Below are 19,746 nucleotides of genomic sequence, written 5' to 3'. Positions count from 1 at the left end.
CTAATTACAAAGAAAGGAAAATGGTTCTGGCTTAAGATAATTTGTTTTGAACCTAATGCTCTGTTAAAGTTCTCCCTTCAATAGTTGCTGACGCAATTCTGGATGAAACTTTTCAATTGCATACCGTAAGGCTGTTCGAGGCATGGTCGTGTAGTGTTTTTTCAAAAATTCCATTTCAACCTCAAAATCCCTGTTTCCTATCTCTCGAAGCATCCACCCCACGGCTTTGTGAATGAGGTCGTGTTCGTGATAAAGTAGTTTCTCGGCTAAGACCAAGCCATCGTCAAAATACCCCCTCTTTATCCAGTACAGTGAGCTAATCATTGCTATTCTCTGCTTCCACAAATGCCCCGAATCCGCCAGACCGTAAAATATAGATTTCTCTTTATCTAAGTAAAAGTGACCTAGGATACGATGGCAGGAGCTATCTACCAAGTCCCAATTATTTACATAATCAAGATGTGCGAGGTAGAAATCTACCAGCTTCTGTTGCTCCGATTCGTCCTTCAACTTCTGGAATTTATAGACCAGCATGTACAGGGCCGTAAGCCGAACCTCATGATAGGGGTTTTTCACTAATTCTGAAATTACAGGAAGGCTACTCTCCTCAAAGACTGCTTTGGCAACTTTGCGCTGCTCAGGCACGACGACGCCGAGAAACTGATCACCTTCACCATATCCCCCAGGCATTGACTTGAAAAACTTGGGTAAGAAGGCAGCTTTGATGGGATTAGCTTTATCGGATAGTGCAGCAATAATTTGCTCAGCTAATTGGCTCATGATTGAAAGTAGAAAATGATTTCCTTTCTAAAAATCATCTCCACCATCTCCACCGTCTCTTCGGCTTCTGTTGTCCTCCGCTCTCTCTTTAAATCCTCCAAATCTGTAAGTGAAAGACAGAGTTCCTACACGTGTTTCGCGCTGGAATACTCGCTTCTCATCAAATCGAGGATTTGAGGTGGTGATTCGGAAATTTCTCGTATTGAAAATATCACTCACATTTGCAGATATCGTTGCTTTTCCCTTGAGCACATCTTTGCGCAAGCCTATATTCAAGCTGTACTGTGGCTCGATTTGCCCTTGAGCGAGTACGATAGGACCACGGAAATTACCTTGAGCCTGTACGCTAAACCAATTAGGAATAAGCCAATTTGCCAGCAAATTCAACGTCCAGCTGAAATTCTCATTACTGAAGCTTTGCTCGATATTCTCTGCATTGATCTTAGAGTAAAAGAGATTCCCAGTCAAGGTAGCATCCAGGTTATTGAAAATCTGGATCTGATTGATTAACTCAAAACCGGTACTGGCTCGTGTATCAGCATTTTCCCGACTTTGAATAGCCACGTTGTTATCAGTGAGGATGGTGATCCTCGTTTCTACATCTGTACTGTATCGATGATACACCGTGGCATTGAGCAGGTATCTCTCCCAGCCTTTCATGTATCCAATTTCATAGCTGTCAGTGAACTCAGGCTGCAAATAAGGATTTCCTATGCTAAAATTGTATTGATCTCTGACTCGATAGATTGGCGCCAAATCCCATATACTTGGTCTAGAGATTCTTCGCGTATAATTCAACGTCAATTCATTCTCTGCAGCAATCGTATAACTTAAAAAGGCACTTGGAAACAGATTAAGATAATTATTTGGGATGCTTTCATTATTTCTTACCGTTTCCCCTAGTGTTCGTGTGTATTCTCCTCTCAACCCCAACTGATACCCAAATTTTCCTTTGGTGTTCTTATAGGTGAAATAGGCAGCATACACAGATTCATCGAAGTCAAATGTATCAGACAAGGTATCCACCACTACGGGTTCAAAATCTGAAAACTGATCCCCCTGGGCAAATTCCTGGCTCCATTGCCAATTTCCAAGTGTTGCTTTTAGCCCGGTCTCTATCTTAGCTCCATTCTGAAATGGCTTCTCATAGTCCAGCTGAGCCACATAAAGATTACTCGTCCTAGGTCGGTCATTAGTTTGGATCAACCGCTTGGTCGGATCAGAATTTCCATCTGCGTCGAAAAACTCCTGATTTGAATAATCTGTTTGCTCTCGGGTATCGTACGAATAGGAAAATGAAGAATATAACTTTTGCCCCAAACTATCTAAAGTCAAGGTATAATTGACACCTCCTTCGTAGTTAGCACTAGTGCTCCATTCGTTATTCTGCCGCACAAAACTTGAATCAATTGATCCTGTCTGGCTGATATTAAGCTGAGTGACATCTGAATATTCTGTTTCATCGTCGAAATTTCCCTGAAAGTAAACCCCAAACAATCCCTTTTCTGAGATATTATAATCCACTCCCGCTCTTACTAAATGGGTTTTTTCCAGCTCATACCCGTCCTGATCTTGCTCAAGCTTAGGAGAAAAACCATCGAGGTAATTACTCCTGCTTCCCTCTCCAAATTCCAACTGACGACGATCTTGCCAGTTATAAGATCCATAAAAGTTAGCTTTCTCTGTCCCGTAGTTCAGGTTTAGTCCTGCTTGGTATTTATCCCGCGTACCTATGGAAGCATTTACTTGCCCGTTGAAACCCGTCTTCTCGTTCTTTTTCAAAACAATATTGATGATACCACCATCTCCTGTTGCATCGTAACGAGAGGATGGATTGGTAATCAATTCGACACTTTTGATACTATTTGCTGGAAATTGGGACAAAATACTTTCTGCGTCATCGCCAGAGAGGTTTGAAGGCCGACCATTGATATAGATTAGAATATTTCCACTCCCTCTCATCGTGATCCCACCTTCATCATCCATCTGTATAGATGGCAATGTACTGAGCAACTGTGAAGCGGTTTGTCCTTCTGCCACGATGCTATTTTCTACATTATAGGTTCGCTTATCTATGTCAGATTCAAACATCGAGGTTACGCCTTCCACCACTACTTCATCTAGGTTTTGGGCATCTTCTACCAGCGTGATCGTTCCCAGATTCACGGAGTTTTTACTTTCTCCCAAAGTAATTTTTTCATAAAACTCCAAATAGCCTATAAATCCCACACGCAGAATGTATTCTCCGGCAGCTGTAGAAAACTCAAAATTTCCGTCCAAATCACTCATTCCACCAGTGACCAATGAAGAGTCGGAGGGTGTTAGTAAAGCCACATTAGCAAACTCAAGCCCAGATTCTCTTTTTCCATCTATGACTTTACCTCTGATTTTGACCTCCTGAGAAAAAATATCCAAAGAGTAAAACATCACCACAAAAAAGGCCACTAAAGGCGTAAATCTTATCATTATTACAAGTCGTTATCAGTTCAAGATATCTCACAGATGCAATTAGCAGTTCCTAAAAAACTGTGAATTAACTATTTGCAAACAGTACACCTTTACTAACCTTAATAATCCAGCAAGGTTTTGATGTTGATTGAAAACTTGATTTGTGGACAAATGTCAGGATAGCGAGAGTTTTAACCCTTTCAAAGGCAAGCTTTATCCAATCTTAAGCTTCAAATGTGATTTTAATAGTTCTGATTTTAAAGGAACCCTTATATTTACCGATGATCAGCTTTTTTATGATAAAATTAGTTGATTAGATCAAGTCTTGTTTGCTTTACTCCCTACCACGTCACGAGATCAAAGAAAAAAGTACTGAGTTGATCAAATTTTTGGAAGGCGTTGCTTTAAGTTTTTCTTTGTGGTTTTTTGATTTCCTTAATTAGCATCAAATAAAAATATGGTCAATTCGCACTCAACCACGATCTCCTTCAACAGTAAGTAAATCTGAATTTTAAAGTAAATAGGTCAATGTCAACTCAAAAGCCAACAGTAGTAATTGCAGATGATCACCCAATCTTACTCAAAGGATTGAAAGATTTCTTGGATGAATTGGACCTAGACATCTTAGGAATAGCTAACGAAGGGCAAAGTGCCATCAATCTAATTATACAACACAAGCCACAACTTGCTATTTTGGACATGGATATGCCCCACAAAACAGGGCTGGAAATTGCGGTAGAATGTAGAAAACTAGGCTTGGACACCAAAGTGATTTTACTGACTCTGCATAAGGAGCTTTACCTCTATCATCAAGCCAAGGAATTGAATTTGTCCGGATACATCCTCAAGGATTTTGCACTTGAAGATCTTTCAAAAGCTGTCTCAAAAGTTCTAAGCGGCGGACAATTTTTTAGCGAAAAGATATTTGAAGGCATGAAGGAAAACAAATTGCAATCCGATGAAAATCCGCTGACGCCTTCGGAAATAAAAATCCTCCGATTGATCTCCGTGGGACTTTCGACCAAAGAAATTGCCAATCAATTGTTTATTTCAGAACGCACCGTGGACAAGCATAGAAGTAATATGATTACAAAGTTGAATTTGGAGAAAAAGCATAATTCCCTACTCATCTGGGCCCAAAAAAATCGGGGCTTAATCGACTAATGACATTTTTTGGTCTGAAAAGAGAAAAAATACGTGTTAATACGTATTGAGTCACCTTTCATTTTTGGGTAGGTTTGAATAAATAATTCAACTACCAAACTTTTTGTGCTATGAAAATTTCAAGTCTTCAGGGGGATTTTAAAGTAATCCAAACCATAAAAAATCGTGATGAACTTCTCGTTTTGGGGTCCTGGAAAGATCTCGTACGAATGTTTGACAGCAGCAGAACTTTTCTTGTCAACAAGAGTGAAGCGCTATTTGGCATCTACCTCTGCAAGCAGGAGTGTGCAGAATTCATGAATAAGATAATTCAGGATATTGATTACCATGAGTGGGAGGACTTCAAAATTGAGAAGCCAATCTACCAGAATCAATTCCAAGCCTAAAGGGTGATATTTTTTCAGCAGAAAACATCTAGAGCTGCGCGGATCATACGATCTACGGTTTTTTCAGCTTCCTTATCAAATTCTCCAGTAGGTCTATTAGCCACGATAGCGTTCAGACTGAGCATGCGATGATTCAAAAGTTTGCCCATGGCATAGTATCCGGCTGTCTCCATTTCGAAATTCGTCATTTTCAGCCCGTCAATTTCCAATGCGCCTAGCCGTCCAATCATATCGTCAAGTTTTGGCTTCAGTCTAACTTCCCTTCCTTGTGGCGCATAAAATCCCGGCGCAGTAAGTGTCACTCCCCGATAAAAATCAGAAGGTAATTTTTGAAGCAAGTCACTGGAAGCCGAAGCTTGGTAAGGCAAAAAGGAAAGATCTAGCGTCTTCTGTACCAAACTCGCCCAAGCTTGAGATCCTTCCAGTGAAGGATAGAATTGCATCAAGGTATCTATGCCTACGGCTACTTCGCTGGCTAGTAGGCTACCAACAGGAATATCGGCCTGCATGCTTCCCGATGTCCCGAGACGAATGATTTCCAAACTCTTCTCCATTGGTTTCACTCGATGAGTAGTGAGATCTACATTCACAAGAGAATCCAGCTCGGTCATCAAAATCTCCACGTTATCCGTCCCCATGCCTGTACTCATTACAGAGACGCGTTTACCATTGAGACGGCCGGTATGCGTGACAAACTCACGCTTACTAACCTTGAAATCAAGCTGATCAAAATATCTGGACACCATAGGCACCCGATCAGGATCGCCCACTGTAAATACAAGAGAAGCCAGATTATCTGGCTTCAAATGAAGGTGATAAATGCTTCCATCAGCATTCAAAATCAATTCGGATTCTGGAATTTGTCGGCTCACGTTACAGACTAAGCGTTAGATTTATCCTTGGGTTTACGGACTAACCCTTTGTAGGGATTATATCCATTGGTATTTTTTTGATAATATCCCGTCCCATCATAGACCCGCTTCTCTGGGGTATCCTTGCACTCGGTGGAGCAGGCACCTTCCATTTCCCATCCGCACTTTTCGCACATAGGTACATGTGCATTACAAGTCTGATTAGCACAGTTCACCATACGATCAGAAGGTGTACCACAGACATGGCAGGTAGAAACGATTTTTGGATTCACCTTATTTACATCTACCGCTATTCTATTGTCAAACACGTAGCATTTCCCTTCAAAATCCTCTCCGCCAGCTTCCATACCGTATTTGATGATTCCGCCATGCAATTGATAAACATCCTCAAAACCTTGCTCTAATAGAAATGCAGAGGCTTTTTCACATTTAATTCCGCCCGTACAATAAGTCAGAACTTTCTTTCCTTTCAGATGCTCTAGTTCTTTTACTTTTTCGGGAAAATCACGAAAGTTGTCAATATCGAGGGTCAATGCATTTTTAAAACGCCCTAGTTCGTGCTCATAATTTGAGCGCACATCCAGGATCACTACATCCTCCTGATCTTTCAATTTCTTGAATTCCTTAGGGTCTAAATGTTTACCTGTTCTCACGTTTGGATCGAGATGTCTCAATGCGCTGTGAACAATCTCCGGCTTATAACGCACATGAATCTTAGTAAAGGCATGGGTATCATGAGCATCAATCTTGAATTCCGTCTTTGCAAAGCGCTCATCGGCATGAATGTAAGCCATGTATTTCTGGCAGTCTTCCACCAAGCCGGAAACCGTACCGTTTAGTCCCTCATCAGAAATGATGATCCGTCCACGGATGTTATTTTCTACACAAAAAAGGTGATGCTGCTCACGGTATTCTTCAGGGTTCTCAATCTTGGCGTAGCAGTAATAAAGGAGGATTTGATAGTTTTTGTTTTCCATAACGATAGCCCTGTTGCGGCAGGGTGTTTAGGGATTTATTATTTGGGATTAGAAATTTCAAATTTCAAATTTACTTCACTTTTGCAGCAGGATTGCCAAACACAGTTTCATTCGATCCGACAGTAGCTATTACTACGGATCCAGCGCCCACACGCGCATTTTTCCCAATGGTCACACCAGACACAATCGTAGCTCCAGACCCGATAAAAGCTCCGTCTTCAATAATCACATCGGAATTCACCACTGAGCCCGCCCCGATCTGCACAAAATCTCCCAGAACAGCTTTATGTTCGATCACAGCTGCCGAATTGATAATACAATGGCTACCAATCTGAGCTCCCGCACCGATATTGACATTCGCATTGATAAAATTACCATGACCAATGATGGCATCCGTAGAAATATAGGCTCGCTGATGAATCGCATTCACGGGTTGAACCTTGCGTCTGTCGTTCAGAAGCTCTACTAAGAACTTGCGGTATTTTGGATTTTCCTCCGCTACAAACGCCTCGGTTTTTTGTCCAATCAATTTCAAAAAGCCATCATCCTCAGGATTTCCAAGGACTGAAACAGTATTAATTTCTTTTCCATGGATCTTTTCATCTTCGTCCAAAAAACCATAAACCACGACATTGTTACTGTTGAAAATCTCAAGTGCGGGGTGAGCAATACCTTTTGCCCCAAAAATTATAACTGGTTTTTCCATAGTTTTTTGCAATTCAGGCTGCAAAAATACAGGAATTCACTGGCTTACCCAAAAATTACTTGGATTCTGATTTGATCAGCACTTGGGCAATCTTGCATTGCAAACACTTTTTAGGCTGGCAATAATTCTTGAATAAACCAATCATCCCTTGTGAATCAAAGCCATTGGCAGCTGACCAACTGTGAGTTTGAAAGCGACGGATGATGTGATTATTCTCTGCCGAGATCTCCTGCAACAAGTCAAAACAACGCTCCTGCCAATCCGACTCCTCATAATATCGCCCGTACGCAAACCAGAGCGGAACCACGTAGTTGATCACCAACAGCTCCACAGCAGTACTAGAAATTCCAGTGCTTGCCTGTCGCTCTGATGACTTTCCAAAACTAAAATGATACTGCCAATATTCGCTGGGCTTTACTTTCAGGAGCAATTTGAAGCTTGCAAAATTCTGAGAGTCTTGCATGACAGATTGGAGTAGATTTGGGGCATTAGCCAAAATCGCAGCCAATTGAGCAATCCTGATCGTCGGAAAATTACTTGGCCTCACCCCCATAAAGGTCCAATGTTGCCGCTTCATTCCTTGAGTCCACCCATATTTTTTCTGATAAAATTCAAACTCCCGAATCAGGAATAGCACATAAGGCTCATCAGACTCCAATGGAAGTAATCCCGCCTGTCCAAAAAGTATGGCTTCCAAAACCGGCAATTGATTTCTATGCTTCTGGAGAATTTTATTGGGAACCAAAGCCGCCAGCTCTCCCATGGCTTGGCTGTTTGTTTTGAAACCAAAACAACTGAATAACCAACGATAAGCAGTTTCTTCCCAGTTATCTGTAGTGGATTTGAGGATATCCAAAATCAGGGAAGATTTTTCTTGCAATCGCTCTACCAAGGCTCTTTCCAAAGTAGAAAATCGTACGATTTCCGGCACATCTTTTAGCCCATGAGAACAGGGCAAGTCAGCTTTGTAATCTAGCATTTGCTCATAATTCCTCCAGACATCCAAGAAAATCAATCCTTTCAACTCCAGCGTGGGCATAGCTGTCCCATCATTTCGGAGGACTTCGAAGTCATTTTCCCAGACCACATGAAGTACCACAGAATTGTAGGCTGGATTACCACCATGCGCATGCTGCTTCCATTCGCTAGCCAATCGATGCACTTCCACATGACCATGGAGTGTCACTTGGTCGATTACCACTATTGAATCTCTGAAATCAGGCCCTTCGCTTTGGTTATGAAAACCAACCTGTATTATTTTCAATTCCTCTCCAGCAGTCGTGCGCAGTTTCGCCTTTTCGAAATACTGATATTTCCAGACGAGTTGTAAAAAGTCTTCTTTGAATGTCATAAAAGTAGAGGTTAAAAGTGAAGGGAATTTAACCAAAAGCTTAAAAATAAAAAAGTCAGGAAACCCTGACTCTCAAAATTTTAGCTAGTTGTATTTACCTTCAAAGGTACTTTTCAAGTAACCTCTCCATCTCTTCTTGCAGTTTCTTAGCTTCTTGCCTAGCCACTTTGGCAAAGTCTTTTTCCCCGGAAGCGTAAATAACCCCACGGCTGGAATTTACCAGAAGTCCACATTGCGCATTCATACCAAACTTGGCGACATCAGCTAAGCTTCCACCCTGCGTTCCAACTCCAGGAACTAGGAAAAAATGATCAGGAACAACTTTTCTGACTTCGCCGATCAATTCTCCACGTGTGGCGCCAACCACATACATCAGGTTTTCATGAGTGCCCCACTCCTGACTTTTTTCCAAAACCGTTTGATAGAGAGGCTTGCCATTTTCGTCTTTGATCAACTGGAAATCCATCGATCCGGCATTGGAAGTCAAAGCCAAGAGAATCACCCATTTGTCCTCGAACTCCAAAAATGGCGTCACGCTATCCGCTCCCATGTAAGGGGCAACTGTCACAGAATCGAAATCCATTTTCTCGAAAAATGCCTTTGCATAGAGTTTGGAAGTGTTTCCAATATCTCCTCGCTTGGCATCGGCTATGGTGAAAATCTCCTTCGGGATAAGTTCAGTAACCTTCTGCAGCGTCTCCCAACCTTGAGGACCCAACGCTTCGAAAAAGGCAATATTTGGCTTATAGGCCACAGCGTAATCAGAAGTTTCCTCGATTATTGCTTTGCAAAAGCTGAAAATCGGATCAGGTTCAGACTTCAAATGAGCAGGAATCTTATCCAAATCAGCGTCTAGACCTACGCATAGAAAGGATGATTTTTTCTGGATTTGGGAGAAAAGTTCTGCTCGAGTCATGGGGTTTTGGGATTTTAGCAAAGGTAGGGAATTCAGATCTAGTTCGAAAAATGATAAGTAAAATGCCACCGATAAGCTATTTTACACCTGTACTTATTAATTTTCTTTCATGTTTAAAATGCTAAGTAAAAATCTCAAAATCAGATTGATAATTGGCTTCTTCTGTCTAGCTACGTTCGATCTAATTTTTACACAGATATTTTCAAGTCCCAAGCCTATGTGGCTTCAATTAATAGGGTCGTTACTTTCCTATGGAATAATAATACTAGCCTTAGCATTTACCTTCAGCAAATTCGCAGAAAAGACACATAAATAGATAGCAAAATCAAACAGTCAATTAAGTCAAAAAATGATTTTTGATAAATATTCTCAAACCAAAAAACCTACTACCTGAGATTTCGATTCCCAAATGCTGTTAATAAGTAGGAGACAGAAATTTTCGTAAAGCGAAAAAGGAAGGCCTCAAAAGCCTTCCTTTATTTTTCTCATAAATCCTGCTAAACCTATCGCACTAGTGTTTTCCCCCAAAGGAAATTCATCTTGACCTGCGTAGATAAAATAGCGATGAACTGCTTCCACATCTTCCACCGCTATCATAAAACCCTTCGAAAGCTTTGGGCTCAGCGTTCGCTTGATTTCTAGCGCCCAAATTTCTCCATTCAGACTTAGTACTAAGTCAAGCTCCGCTCCAGCAGTAGTTCTGTAAAAGCCATAATCCGCTCCATTTGGTAAGACAGAAAGAATATTTTCAATGATAAATCCTTCCCAGCTTCCTCCCACTACTGGATGTCCAAGCAGATCATCGAGTTTAGTCAAGTTCAATAAAGCATGTGTAATCCCAGAATCCCGGATGTAAATCTTGGGAGATTTCACCAGCCGCTTCCCCACATTCACCAACCAAGGACGAAGTGAGCGAATCAGCAAAAGATCCTCCAGCATTTCCACATAGCTTTTCACCGTAGGTGAGGTCAGATCAAGACTCGCTCCAAGTTTGGAAAAGTTGATTAGCTGACCTTGCTGATGCGCGAGCATGGTCCATAGCCTGCGAAGTCGAGTCGCAGGGACAAATTGCGCGATCTGCGGTATGTCTCTTTCCAAATATGTCATGATGAAATTCCCTCGCCATGTCATGCTGGATCTATCCGAACTAGCTAGAAAACTATCCGGGAAACCTCCACGAAGCCATAGCTTTTCCACATGACCTTCTATCGAATCGACTTCCAGCACATTAAAGCCTGGAAGTTCCTCATAGGCGATTCGTCCTGCTAGGGATTCGGACGATTGTCGGATAAGATCTAAAGAGGCTGAACCCAAGATCAGGAATTGACAAGATCGCAAGCCCTTTTTTCTCCTCCGATCTATCACTCCTCTCATAAGGGGAAATAGATCAGGCATGCGCTGAATCTCATCAAGAATAATCAAATGGCCTTCGTGAAGATCAAAGTATTGCTCAGGCTCAGCTAGCTTGCTTCGGTCTGAAGGGCTTTCGAGATCTAAATAAATAGACTGAAGAGCTATAGTTTCCACAAGCTCTTGCGCTAAGGTAGTTTTACCTACTTGGCGTGGTCCAAGAATAGCAATAGCCGGAAAGTCGGGCATCAATTCTTGCAGTTTCAGTATCAAATCTCGTACAATCATCCTTGCAAATTTAAAATTTGATTTTAAATATACAAGGATGATTTTTTCTTATTTCATTGGATAACAAACTTTTAACTATTAATCTTCAAAATTAATTGCAATCATAGATCCTGTGAGAGAAACCATCGCTGTGATCAAGAAAAAGATCAAACTGAAAGCCACCGCAGTCGCTTCATCAATGCCTGCATAAGTGTGCGCATAGACGAAAACAAGTTCACGTGCACCAACTCCTCCGATTGTCAAAGGAAGCACTGCCACGATCGAAGAAAGCAGAAAAACCAGTTGATAAGCCAAGAAATTCTCTGTCACTCCCAAGCTTTTTAGAATAAACCATGCGCAAACTAGCTGAGCTACTTGGCCAGCCATCGACCAGGCATTCGCTTTCCAGAAGGAGGGTAGAAAGGATTTAAACAATAGCTTTTGCAGGAGCCAAAAAGCTGGAAAAACCAGTAAAGCAGCTATCCCCACCAAAATCTCCCAAGGAATTTGCGAAGCGAAAGGCAAGCTCAAATCCACCGGAAGAATCAACACAAGCAACAGAAAAACAATGGCCACCAAACCTCCCAATCGATCCAACAAAGAGGCTTGGACCAGGGATCTTACCGGAGTTTGATACTGCTTATTCAACAAATACACCTTATAACCATCTCCTCCGATTCCACCAGGAAGGAAGAGGTTGTAGAACATACCGATCAGGTAAAGCTTTAGATTTAGCTTTTCGGAGATGAAAAGGCCGATATCTTTGAAGTATAGATTAAGGCGAAAAGCAGTAAACAATTTACTCAACACAAAAATCAAAACAGCTGGAATCAACCAAGCCCATCGAATGGTCTTGACAATCTCCAAAAGTTGATTTGTATTTATTTTTCGAAAAACCAGAAAGAGAGCCAAACTAGTCAAAACCAGCTTCAAGGCAGTCGTAAACCTCTTCTTATGAGAACTCTCTGTTTTTGCCAAAATGCTATTGCTGAATTAACATTTACAAGGAGCTATCGCTAGCTGACGCCATTCCGACAACTGGAGCTAGCACGCCTTGATAAACAGACTTTATACTATACGTAGTCTTATCCTGAGATTCAAAATATGTACGGACTATGATCTCTGCAATAATCCCTGTGGTGATAAACTGAATACCGCCCAGCACCAAGATAAAGCCCAGAATCATAATCGGCCTACCCCAGATATCCTCTCCCATTAGCTTCAGGATGAGAAGGTAAAAATTGATCAACAAGCCAATCAGAAACGCGATAATACCAATGCCTCCAAACAAGTGTATTGGTCGCTGAAAGTACTTTTGAAAAAATAGCATCAGAATCAAATCTGACATCACTTTGAAGGTACGGCTCAAGCCATACTTGGATTCTCCGTGGATTCGTGGATGATGCTTTACATCCATTTCAGTCATTTTTGCACCTTGCTGCTTCGCCAGCACAGGAATGAATCGGTGCAATTCACCATAAAGCCCCATTCCCTGAGCGATCTCAGCCTTGTAAACACGAAGAGTACAACCATAGTCTTTCAAGTAAACTTTAGTCGTATTTCTGATCACCCAGTTCGCAATTTTACTTGGTATCTTTCTAAGCACAAATCCATCTTTTCTATTCGCTCTACGACCTGCGACTACATCCCATTCCTCGTCTATCGCTTTTTGAAGCATCACAGGAATGTCCGTTGGATCGTTTTGCAAATCCCCATCCATGGTACAGATGTATTCACCGGTTGCCATATCGATCCCAGCCGCTAGAGCAGTAGTCTGTCCAAAGTTTCTGTTGAAAATGATCAGCTTGGTACGGCTATTCGCATACTTTTTCACCTCAGCGACTGTACGGTCGGTGGAGCCATCTTCGATCAAAATCACCTCGTAATCTATCGCCGATAGCGCTGAATAAGTTTGCTCTAGAAGCGGCTGGATATTATCCTCTTCGTTATAAACAGTAATTACTACGGAAATGAGTGGCTTGGACATGCTATAAAATTTTGTCAAAAATACGGGAAATTACTTCCTAGGACAAAAAAGCTTGGATTGGCTTTCGGAAGCCAACGAAAATTTGGCGCGACAAAGTTCAATAAGATTATCTTTGCGCCATGTCTTTAAAAGATTACCAGATTAATCCTTGGGTGGTTATGGCGGCATTTGCCATTCTTGTTGGCCCGTTTGCACTGAGCTTCCACATGCATTTCCCTGACGAAATGTATTACACCGATGCAGCTGTGAAAATGCTCCAAAATGGAGATTACCTGACTACCTATCTGGGAAATGGTGAACTTCGATTTCGTAAACCAATAGGCACTTATTGGGTGGTGCTAGCAGGTTTCAAGCTTTTTGGAGTCAGCGCATTTTCTTCTAGGATTTTCTTTTTACTCGCTGGAGCATTAACCGTAGGTGCCACCTATTGGCTTGCCAAAATACTCTTTGAGGACAAAAAAGTAGCTGGAATCTCAGCGCTCATCATCGCTGCAAATCCTGTGTTAATTTTATCCGCAACACGCTCCATTCCAGATGTTTTGCTTGGCTTGACCATGACGCTCGGTGCTGTTGGTTTTGCGGGGTTGATTCGATTTGGTGATCAAGCTCCAAAAAAATACCTGTGGATCCTCTACCTCAGTTTAGCATTTGCTATAGAAATAAAAGGCCTACCCGCCATCGCACTATGCGGAATTGGTATTCTCTATCTTCTATTTAACCCTTGGAAAAGGATATCAGCTAAAACATTTCTCCACCTTCCCTCAATAGCACTAGCTCTTTTCGTCGCCTTCTTCTGGTTTGTAGCCATGTATCAAATCCACGGACCTACCTACCTTGACAGCTTTTTGGAAGATCAAGTCGGCGGCAGAGTGACTTCCAGGTACCTCTTGATTTTGAAGAATGGGTTGCTTGCCTTGGGTATTCTGATTGCTATTTATATTCCTTGGATACTTTTAGTTATTCCAAAAATTAAAGAAAGTACAAAGAAAGCTTGGGCTGAAAACGCTGTTTTCTTTGGTTTCGCACTTTTGTGGGGATTAGCCATTTTGGGAATGGGAGCCATGACAAGCAAATTCTATGAGCGCTATTTACTACCTGTAGCACCAGTTCTTGCTGTTTTACTAGGTTGGCTATTGGTGAGAGGAGGGTTTGAATTGAGGGCAAAAGGGCTTAAAATCAGCACTTGGTTTTTCCTAATGCTCTGTCTGATTGTAGGCGTTTTTGGCCTTTGGATCAACATTCAATTGGGTAGCACAGCTTGGATTTATCTACAAATCTTCTTGGGCTTTTTGATTCTAGCTTATCTTTTCAGACTGACTATAATTAGTCAAAAACTTCCCAAAGCACTTTCTTATTCTTTCTTGCTTCTATTTTTCCTTCTCTCTACAGTCACGGCAAAAATATCACTCCCCGAGCAGGGCGAACAAATAAAAGCATTTGTAGCAGCAAATGATATTGACAAAAAAGAAGAAATCGGCTTTATAGGAAATATTCACACGAGTAGTAAAATCAGAGTTTACCTAGGCCCTGATTATTACATGACTGATTTGACAGGAGAAAAAAACCTGACTGACGATGAGCTGCTGGAGAAATCATCTAGGTTTAAGTATCTGATCGTAGAGGATAGATACCTTGCATTATTGTCAGAGTCAGCATACCAGATTCAAGTGGGCTCGGTGAATTGGGACTCTAAAAAAATCCCTTTCCTACTTCAAAACTTGAGTGCCCCCGCCTTTGATTCTTTAGTAAAAGAGAATGGGAAGATCTATTATTGGCTGGAGAAAAAGGCTAATTAATACGTTTCTGGGAGATAAGGATTGAATTCTACCAACTTCCTCCAAACTTGAATTTTAGCAACTCGAAGAGACTCGCCTCGGAAACTTATCGGCAACTCCTCTTCGTAGATCAATTCCTGGAAATCGGCAAATTCACCAGGTGAATCATAATTCCAGCTGACGAAAATCCCAACTTTATCTTTTCCAACAAACTGCTCCAAACCGGGCCAAAGATCAAATTGATTTTTCCTAGCTCCCATATTCAGCATATAAGTCTGTGGATGCTCAGGCAGGTAAAAAGAAAGCTCAGAAGCCATGTGGTAGGTTTCTGAGAAAATGAAGGAGTCTTGTATTCCCAAGGTATCTCTCAGGGCTACTAACTTCTCAGCCAACGGTTCGTAGCCAGCCATTCTTCTGAAAGCAGCTTTCTCAGCATTTTTGATGGGGGAAATACTTTTCAGGAAAGTAAAATCAGGAAGCAGAAAAAACAAAGGCAAGCTTATACTTAAGCCAACTCCCCAATTCCGGATTTTCAGCCAAGTCAAACTTTGCTCGCAAATCCAAGCAGCCATCAAAATCGCTAAACTTCCGTATGCAAACACCGGCCAATTTACTTCGATTGAAGTCAATAAACTCAAGCCGGCAAAAGCAGCCCAGGACATCAATGCCGGCATCAGCAAATAAATTTCTTTCTGGTTTTTCGTTCTGATAACGTTTCTAAAAGCACCAAAAAATAGTGGCAATAAGAAAATAGAAATCATTGCCAGCTGCCCGCCCAGATATTCGAAGAATCTAGCAAATGCCTTTCCAGTGTCAAATGCTTCAGCCTTTCCGCCACCTCCACCTAAAGCTAACAAGTGTTTTACGGTGTTAAAATCGTTCTGCCAATTCCAGATCAAGGCAGGGATAAAGCCTAGCAAACTGATCAACACGAACACGATGAAATTCTTGCTTTGAGCCTTCCATTTTTTAGCCAAAATAAGGTAAATGAGCAGAAATGGAAAGATCAGCATCATCACAACTTTAGCCATCAAGCCAAAGGCCGTAGCTACACCAGCCCAGATCCACCAGGTTTTTTTCCCCTCCTCCAAACCTCGATAGGCAAAATAAACACCTAATCCCCAGAAGAAAGTAAGCGCAGAATCAGTCATATGAAAAGTGGAAGCAAGCCACCAGAGTGGCATAGCCTGTAGAATCATCGCTGACCAAAACCCTATTTTAGGAGAATACAGGTGCTTACCAAAAAGAAAAGTTATCCACGACATACCAATACCTAAAAGAATCGCATTGATACGAATACCCAACTCGGTATTTCCCAAAATCGCGGTGCTGATATAATTGAGTACTGCCACCAGTGGTGGCTTGGAGTAATAATGCCAAGCCATATTCTGTGACCAAAGCCAATATTGGGCCTCTTCGGTGAACAGGTCAATCTCCGGACGTAGCGTAAATAAAATCTTGGCGATCACAAGGCCAATTGTACTTAACCAAAAATATAGTGGATAATTCGGAGACTTCTGCATAGGATATTGAATAAAAAAAGCACCTCCCGTATTTTGAGAGGTGCTGCAAAATTACAATCCTAAGCCTTTACTGCTTAGCCAGGACTACTTTTTCTTTGTATTTCTTGATTTGTCGTCTCAATCCTTCTATCGCATCATCAGAAGCAGCTTCAAAGGAATCAGCCTGCGTCTTGGCAAAGAATTGCTTTCCTGGCACATTGAGTTTGATTTCTACCAATTTATTAGCGTTGCTGTCGTTTTTGTCGAGCCTCAAAAAAACCTCTCCGTCTATGATCTGATCATAGTAAGTATCCAGTTTGTCAGCTTTTCTCTGAATAAAGTCGATCAGTTTTCGATCGGCGTCAAAATGGATGGAGTGCATCTGCAGTTTCATAATCCTTTGCATTTAGTGGTGAACAAATAATTTATATTAAGCTTTTGGATGTGCCTGTTCGAACACAGCCTTAAGTTTTTCCATGGAATTGTGCGTATAGACCTGAGTGGCGGCGAGATTTGCATGACCTAGCAAATCTTTCACGGCGTTCAAGTCTGCACCTTTGTTGAGGAGATGAGTGGCGAAAGTATGTCTCAGCACGTGTGGACTACGCTTAGATGTCTGCGCAAAAAGATCTAAATAGTGCCTGACGATACGAAAAATCATCATAGGGTAACTTTGCTTTTGTTGATTACTGACAATAAAATAGTCACTTTGACCAACTTTAGAAAACCTTTCCTCAAATACTTTTTTATACAACAAAATATTCTGTTTTAAGCCTTTTGTAATAGGTATAATTCTTTCCTTTTTCCTCTTTCCAAGCACCTTCACCGAATCCTCAATCAGGTTGATATCAGACCATTTCATCCCAACCAATTCGGACAGTCTGACTCCGGTAAGGTAGAGAAACTCCATCACCATTTTGTCCCGTTGTCCTTCGAAGGTCGATTCATAGACGCTTTCATTAAGAACGGATTCTATCGCCGATTCCTGTACAAATTCAGGGAGTTTCTTGGGAGTTTTAAGGCTTTTTAACTTATACGTTGGATCGGCTGAAATGATCCTCGATCTGAGCAAAAACTTGTAATACGACCTCAGCGTGGCGATTTTCCGATTGACCGAAGTAGCACTCAACCCGCTATCTACCAGATCGATCACCCATGCCCGGAGCTCAGAATGAGTACCGAGAGAAATATCATTTATTTCAAAAGAAAGCTCCAAAAACTCTTCTAACTGACCCAAATCACGACGATATGCATCCACGGTATGTGGACTCGCCCTTTTCTCAAACTCCAAATAATTGATAAACGAATCGATCATGTGTCACTTAACTTGGATGATAAGATGGAAAAAAAATGTGAATAATTTCCGAACAAAAGTACTAGCGGAAACAAAAAAAACGCACCTGCCTGATGGCAAGTGCGTCTGATATTTACTATTCAATTCAGCTTAACCGTTAGCTGCTTCTTGAAGATGCTGCTTATAAGCTGCTTTGATTTTCTGAGCTCTGTTTTTTACAGAAGGCTTAGTGAAAGCTTGTCTCGCACGAAGTTCACGGACTGCACCAGTCTTGTCAAACTTCTTTTTGAAACGCTTTAGCGCTTTCTCGATTGATTCGTTCTCTTTTACGTTAACTATGATCATATCTATACACCCCCTTTCGTGGGCACAAAGGTATTGATATTATTCTAAATACAATAGCCTCACTTACATTAAACTCTTTTCTAGATCTTGATATATAGGGCATTTTGCCTAAATTTATCACAAATCTCAATTTCATCGACGTGAACATTAGTAACTCTTGCAAAGGCTGTTTCTCAGCAATCGGCATCCTGATAGTATTTTTCTATCAATCCACTTCAGGTTTTTCTCAAGAAAATCCTGAAAAAATGGAATGGTTCGAAGATGCGAAACTTGGAATTTTTATTCATTGGGGAATCTATTCTGTGAATGGAATAGACGAATCTTGGTCTTTTTTCAATGATTACATCAGCTATGATGATTACATGAAACAGCTTTCTGGTTTCACCGCATCTCATTACGATCCTGAAAAGTGGGCGAAACTCATCAAATCCAGCGGTGCAAAATACGCAGTCCTGACGGCAAAACACCACGATGGCGTGGCACTATGGGACACGAAAGCATCAGATCTCTCCGTTGTCAAAAAAACGCCCGCTGGAAAAGATCTGGTAGGACCTTTCATGAAGGCATTAGAAAGTGAAGGACTGAAAAGAGGAATATATTACTCTGTGTTGGATTGGTCTCACCCAGACTATGATAGAAAAACTCGAGAAATCTTTCGCTATAAAAATGACCCAGAACGCTTTCAAAAATTTGTGAATTTCAACTTCGAGCAACTAAGCGAGCTATCCAGTACTTACAATCCAGATCTGTATTGGTTTGATGGGGACTGGGAGCACAAGCCCGAAGAATGGAAAAGCGCGGAGTTGAAAGAGAAACTTCAATCTTATAATTCTGATTTGATCATCAATTCTCGATTAGGGCCAGGGTTTGGCGATTATGCTACTCCTGAACAAGGAGTTCCTGTGACAAGACCCTCTAGTAAATTTTGGGAGCTTTGCATGACCATGAACAATAGCTGGGGATATCAGGCAAACGATGATCAGTATAAGAGCCCAAGTGAGCTTCTTAGGATATTTGTCGATTGCCTTCACATGGGAGGAAACCTATTGCTTGATTTTGGGCCGAAACCTGACGGATCTATTCCACAGCAGGCCGAAGATATCCTCCAGGAGTTTGGCCGCTGGACTACCAAGCATGAATCTGCTATCTATGAAACGCAGGCAGGCATTCCCGATGGACATATCTATGCTCCAACTACCCTATCCAAAGACAAGACAATACTTTATATTTATTTGGACTATAAGGTGAATGAATCCCTTGCCATTAAAGGCCTGAAAAACAAAATTCAACGCGTATGGGTAGTGGGAAATGGCACCAAGCTCCAGGCCAGAGAAGTAGGTAAAATGTACTGGAGCGCAGTCCCTGGTATGAAATATATAGACATTCCTGACCATGTCTATGACAAAGACATTACGGTACTAGCAGTATTGCTGGATGGCCCTGTGGATCTTTATAGAGAAAAAGGTCAGGTGATTGAGAGCAATTAAGCCAATCAGTTTTGAGTTTTTGTATATTCTGAATCCTACAGTCTAACGATCAAATTACACTCACTATCTCTATGACTATAACTTAGGTTTACGACTTGTCTGCTTAGTTTTTGTCACCTCCAAAATCATGAAATATCCG

At 41.4% G+C, this 19,746-nt stretch carries 18 protein-coding genes; 4 read left to right on the top strand and 14 right to left on the bottom strand.

Annotated features, from left to right (window positions below; all coding sequences use genetic code 11):
* Positions 1-63 precede the first annotated feature (63 nt).
* Together ABJH64_RS08830 and ABJH64_RS08825 are read right to left on the bottom strand one after the other, a co-directional pair.
* Complete coding sequence (locus tag ABJH64_RS08830) at positions 64-780, bottom strand: DNA alkylation repair protein (RefSeq protein ID WP_348274539.1); 717 nt, start codon at positions 778-780, stop codon at positions 64-66.
* Positions 781-807: 27 nt separating this feature from the next.
* Positions 808-3,246, bottom strand: a complete 2,439-nt coding sequence (locus tag ABJH64_RS08825; RefSeq protein WP_348274538.1) for a TonB-dependent receptor — start codon at positions 3,244-3,246, stop codon at positions 808-810.
* A gap of 510 nt (positions 3,247-3,756) precedes the next feature.
* Here ABJH64_RS08825 and ABJH64_RS08820 point away from each other — a divergent pair.
* Both ABJH64_RS08820 and ABJH64_RS08815 read left to right on the top strand, forming a co-directional pair.
* Positions 3,757-4,392 carry a response regulator transcription factor gene (locus ABJH64_RS08820; RefSeq protein ID WP_348274537.1) on the top strand — a complete coding sequence of 212 codons (636 nt, stop codon included), beginning with the start codon at positions 3,757-3,759 and terminating at the stop codon, positions 4,390-4,392.
* Positions 4,393-4,502: 110 nt separating this feature from the next.
* Entirely contained in the window at positions 4,503-4,778 is a 276-nt protein-coding gene (locus ABJH64_RS08815) for a hypothetical protein (protein ID WP_348274536.1), read from the top strand.
* A 14-nt stretch (positions 4,779-4,792) separates the two neighbouring features.
* Here ABJH64_RS08815 and ABJH64_RS08810 read toward each other — a convergent pair whose 3' ends face one another.
* From ABJH64_RS08810 to ABJH64_RS08775, 8 genes are all read right to left on the bottom strand, one after another.
* Positions 4,793-5,650, bottom strand: a complete 858-nt coding sequence (locus tag ABJH64_RS08810) for a nucleoside phosphorylase (RefSeq protein ID WP_348274535.1) — start codon at positions 5,648-5,650, stop codon at positions 4,793-4,795.
* An 8-nt stretch (positions 5,651-5,658) separates the two neighbouring features.
* On the bottom strand, positions 5,659-6,627 hold the full coding sequence (locus ABJH64_RS08805; protein ID WP_348274534.1) for a rhodanese-related sulfurtransferase: 969 nt from the start codon (positions 6,625-6,627) through the stop codon (positions 5,659-5,661).
* 70 nt (positions 6,628-6,697) lie between these two features.
* Positions 6,698-7,333: an acetyltransferase gene (locus ABJH64_RS08800; RefSeq protein ID WP_348274533.1), complete on the bottom strand. Its 636-nt coding sequence runs from the start codon at positions 7,331-7,333 to the stop codon at positions 6,698-6,700.
* Between the two features lie 55 nt (positions 7,334-7,388).
* Positions 7,389-8,684, bottom strand: a complete 1,296-nt coding sequence (locus ABJH64_RS08795) for a DUF2851 family protein (RefSeq protein ID WP_348274532.1) — start codon at positions 8,682-8,684, stop codon at positions 7,389-7,391.
* Between the two features lie 100 nt (positions 8,685-8,784).
* Positions 8,785-9,600 carry an orotidine-5'-phosphate decarboxylase gene (gene pyrF / locus ABJH64_RS08790; RefSeq protein ID WP_348274531.1) on the bottom strand — a complete coding sequence of 272 codons (816 nt, stop codon included), beginning with the start codon at positions 9,598-9,600 and terminating at the stop codon, positions 8,785-8,787.
* 462 nt (positions 9,601-10,062) lie between these two features.
* Positions 10,063-11,238 (bottom strand): ATP-binding protein, encoded by a 1,176-nt coding sequence (locus tag ABJH64_RS08785; RefSeq protein ID WP_348274530.1) that lies wholly within the window; start codon positions 11,236-11,238, stop codon positions 10,063-10,065.
* A 78-nt stretch (positions 11,239-11,316) separates the two neighbouring features.
* Complete coding sequence (locus ABJH64_RS08780) at positions 11,317-12,195, bottom strand: lysylphosphatidylglycerol synthase transmembrane domain-containing protein (protein ID WP_348274529.1); 879 nt, start codon at positions 12,193-12,195, stop codon at positions 11,317-11,319.
* A 22-nt stretch (positions 12,196-12,217) separates the two neighbouring features.
* The gene (locus ABJH64_RS08775) at positions 12,218-13,204 is read right to left on the bottom strand and encodes a glycosyltransferase family 2 protein (RefSeq protein ID WP_348274528.1); all 987 of its coding nucleotides are present in this window, start codon (positions 13,202-13,204) and stop codon (positions 12,218-12,220) included.
* Between the two features lie 119 nt (positions 13,205-13,323).
* Between ABJH64_RS08775 and ABJH64_RS08770 the strand changes: the two genes are divergently transcribed.
* Entirely contained in the window at positions 13,324-15,000 is a 1,677-nt protein-coding gene (locus ABJH64_RS08770; protein WP_348274527.1) for a glycosyltransferase family 39 protein, read from the top strand.
* Here the strand turns inward: ABJH64_RS08770 and ABJH64_RS08765 are convergent.
* The 4 genes from ABJH64_RS08765 to rpsU form a co-directional block, all read right to left on the bottom strand.
* Positions 14,997-16,502 carry a glycosyltransferase family 39 protein gene (locus tag ABJH64_RS08765; protein WP_348274526.1) on the bottom strand — a complete coding sequence of 502 codons (1,506 nt, stop codon included), beginning with the start codon at positions 16,500-16,502 and terminating at the stop codon, positions 14,997-14,999. The genes ABJH64_RS08770 and ABJH64_RS08765 overlap by 4 nt on opposite strands.
* A 67-nt stretch (positions 16,503-16,569) precedes the next feature.
* Positions 16,570-16,875: a ribosome-associated translation inhibitor RaiA gene (raiA, locus tag ABJH64_RS08760; protein ID WP_348274525.1), complete on the bottom strand. Its 306-nt coding sequence runs from the start codon at positions 16,873-16,875 to the stop codon at positions 16,570-16,572.
* Between the two features lie 36 nt (positions 16,876-16,911).
* Complete coding sequence (locus ABJH64_RS08755) at positions 16,912-17,796, bottom strand: tyrosine-type recombinase/integrase (RefSeq protein WP_348274524.1); 885 nt, start codon at positions 17,794-17,796, stop codon at positions 16,912-16,914.
* Between the two features lie 129 nt (positions 17,797-17,925).
* Positions 17,926-18,120: a 30S ribosomal protein S21 gene (gene rpsU / locus ABJH64_RS08750; RefSeq protein WP_348274523.1), complete on the bottom strand. Its 195-nt coding sequence runs from the start codon at positions 18,118-18,120 to the stop codon at positions 17,926-17,928.
* A 245-nt stretch (positions 18,121-18,365) separates the two neighbouring features.
* Between rpsU and ABJH64_RS08745 the strand changes: the two genes are divergently transcribed.
* Positions 18,366-19,607: an alpha-L-fucosidase gene (locus ABJH64_RS08745; RefSeq protein ID WP_348274522.1), complete on the top strand. Its 1,242-nt coding sequence runs from the start codon at positions 18,366-18,368 to the stop codon at positions 19,605-19,607.
* The last annotated feature ends 139 nt before the right edge of the window (positions 19,608-19,746 follow it).

Origin of the sequence: Algoriphagus sp. (assembly GCF_039969895.1) — a bacterium.
Taxonomy (GTDB): Bacteria; Bacteroidota; Bacteroidia; order Cytophagales; family Cyclobacteriaceae; genus Algoriphagus.
The sequence above is the reverse complement of the archived record's forward strand: the minus strand, read 5'-3'. Positions and strand labels throughout refer to the sequence as shown.

Bases quoted from the DNA above. Each gene is read 5' to 3' on its own strand.
- ABJH64_RS08830 (WP_348274539.1), bottom strand. From the start codon at position 780: ATGAGCCAATTAGCTGAGCAAATTATTGCTGCACTATCCGATAAAGCT.
- ABJH64_RS08775 (WP_348274528.1), bottom strand. From the start codon at position 13,204: ATGTCCAAGCCACTCATTTCCGTAGTAATTACTGTTTATAACGAAGAG.
- ABJH64_RS08800 (WP_348274533.1), bottom strand. From the start codon at position 7,333: ATGGAAAAACCAGTTATAATTTTTGGGGCAAAAGGTATTGCTCACCCC.
- ABJH64_RS08825 (WP_348274538.1), bottom strand. From the start codon at position 3,246: ATGATAAGATTTACGCCTTTAGTGGCCTTTTTTGTGGTGATGTTTTAC.
- raiA (WP_348274525.1), bottom strand. From the start codon at position 16,875: ATGAAACTGCAGATGCACTCCATCCATTTTGACGCCGATCGAAAACTG.
- ABJH64_RS08765 (WP_348274526.1), bottom strand. From the start codon at position 16,502: ATGCAGAAGTCTCCGAATTATCCACTATATTTTTGGTTAAGTACAATT.
- ABJH64_RS08820 (WP_348274537.1), top strand. From the start codon at position 3,757: ATGTCAACTCAAAAGCCAACAGTAGTAATTGCAGATGATCACCCAATC.
- ABJH64_RS08805 (WP_348274534.1), bottom strand. From the start codon at position 6,627: ATGGAAAACAAAAACTATCAAATCCTCCTTTATTACTGCTACGCCAAG.
- pyrF (WP_348274531.1), bottom strand. From the start codon at position 9,600: ATGACTCGAGCAGAACTTTTCTCCCAAATCCAGAAAAAATCATCCTTT.
- ABJH64_RS08795 (WP_348274532.1), bottom strand. From the start codon at position 8,684: ATGACATTCAAAGAAGACTTTTTACAACTCGTCTGGAAATATCAGTAT.
- rpsU (WP_348274523.1), bottom strand. From the start codon at position 18,120: ATGATCATAGTTAACGTAAAAGAGAACGAATCAATCGAGAAAGCGCTA.
- ABJH64_RS08770 (WP_348274527.1), top strand. From the start codon at position 13,324: ATGTCTTTAAAAGATTACCAGATTAATCCTTGGGTGGTTATGGCGGCA.
- ABJH64_RS08755 (WP_348274524.1), bottom strand. From the start codon at position 17,796: ATGATCGATTCGTTTATCAATTATTTGGAGTTTGAGAAAAGGGCGAGT.
- ABJH64_RS08745 (WP_348274522.1), top strand. From the start codon at position 18,366: ATGGAATGGTTCGAAGATGCGAAACTTGGAATTTTTATTCATTGGGGA.
- ABJH64_RS08815 (WP_348274536.1), top strand. From the start codon at position 4,503: ATGAAAATTTCAAGTCTTCAGGGGGATTTTAAAGTAATCCAAACCATA.
- ABJH64_RS08785 (WP_348274530.1), bottom strand. From the start codon at position 11,238: ATGATTGTACGAGATTTGATACTGAAACTGCAAGAATTGATGCCCGAC.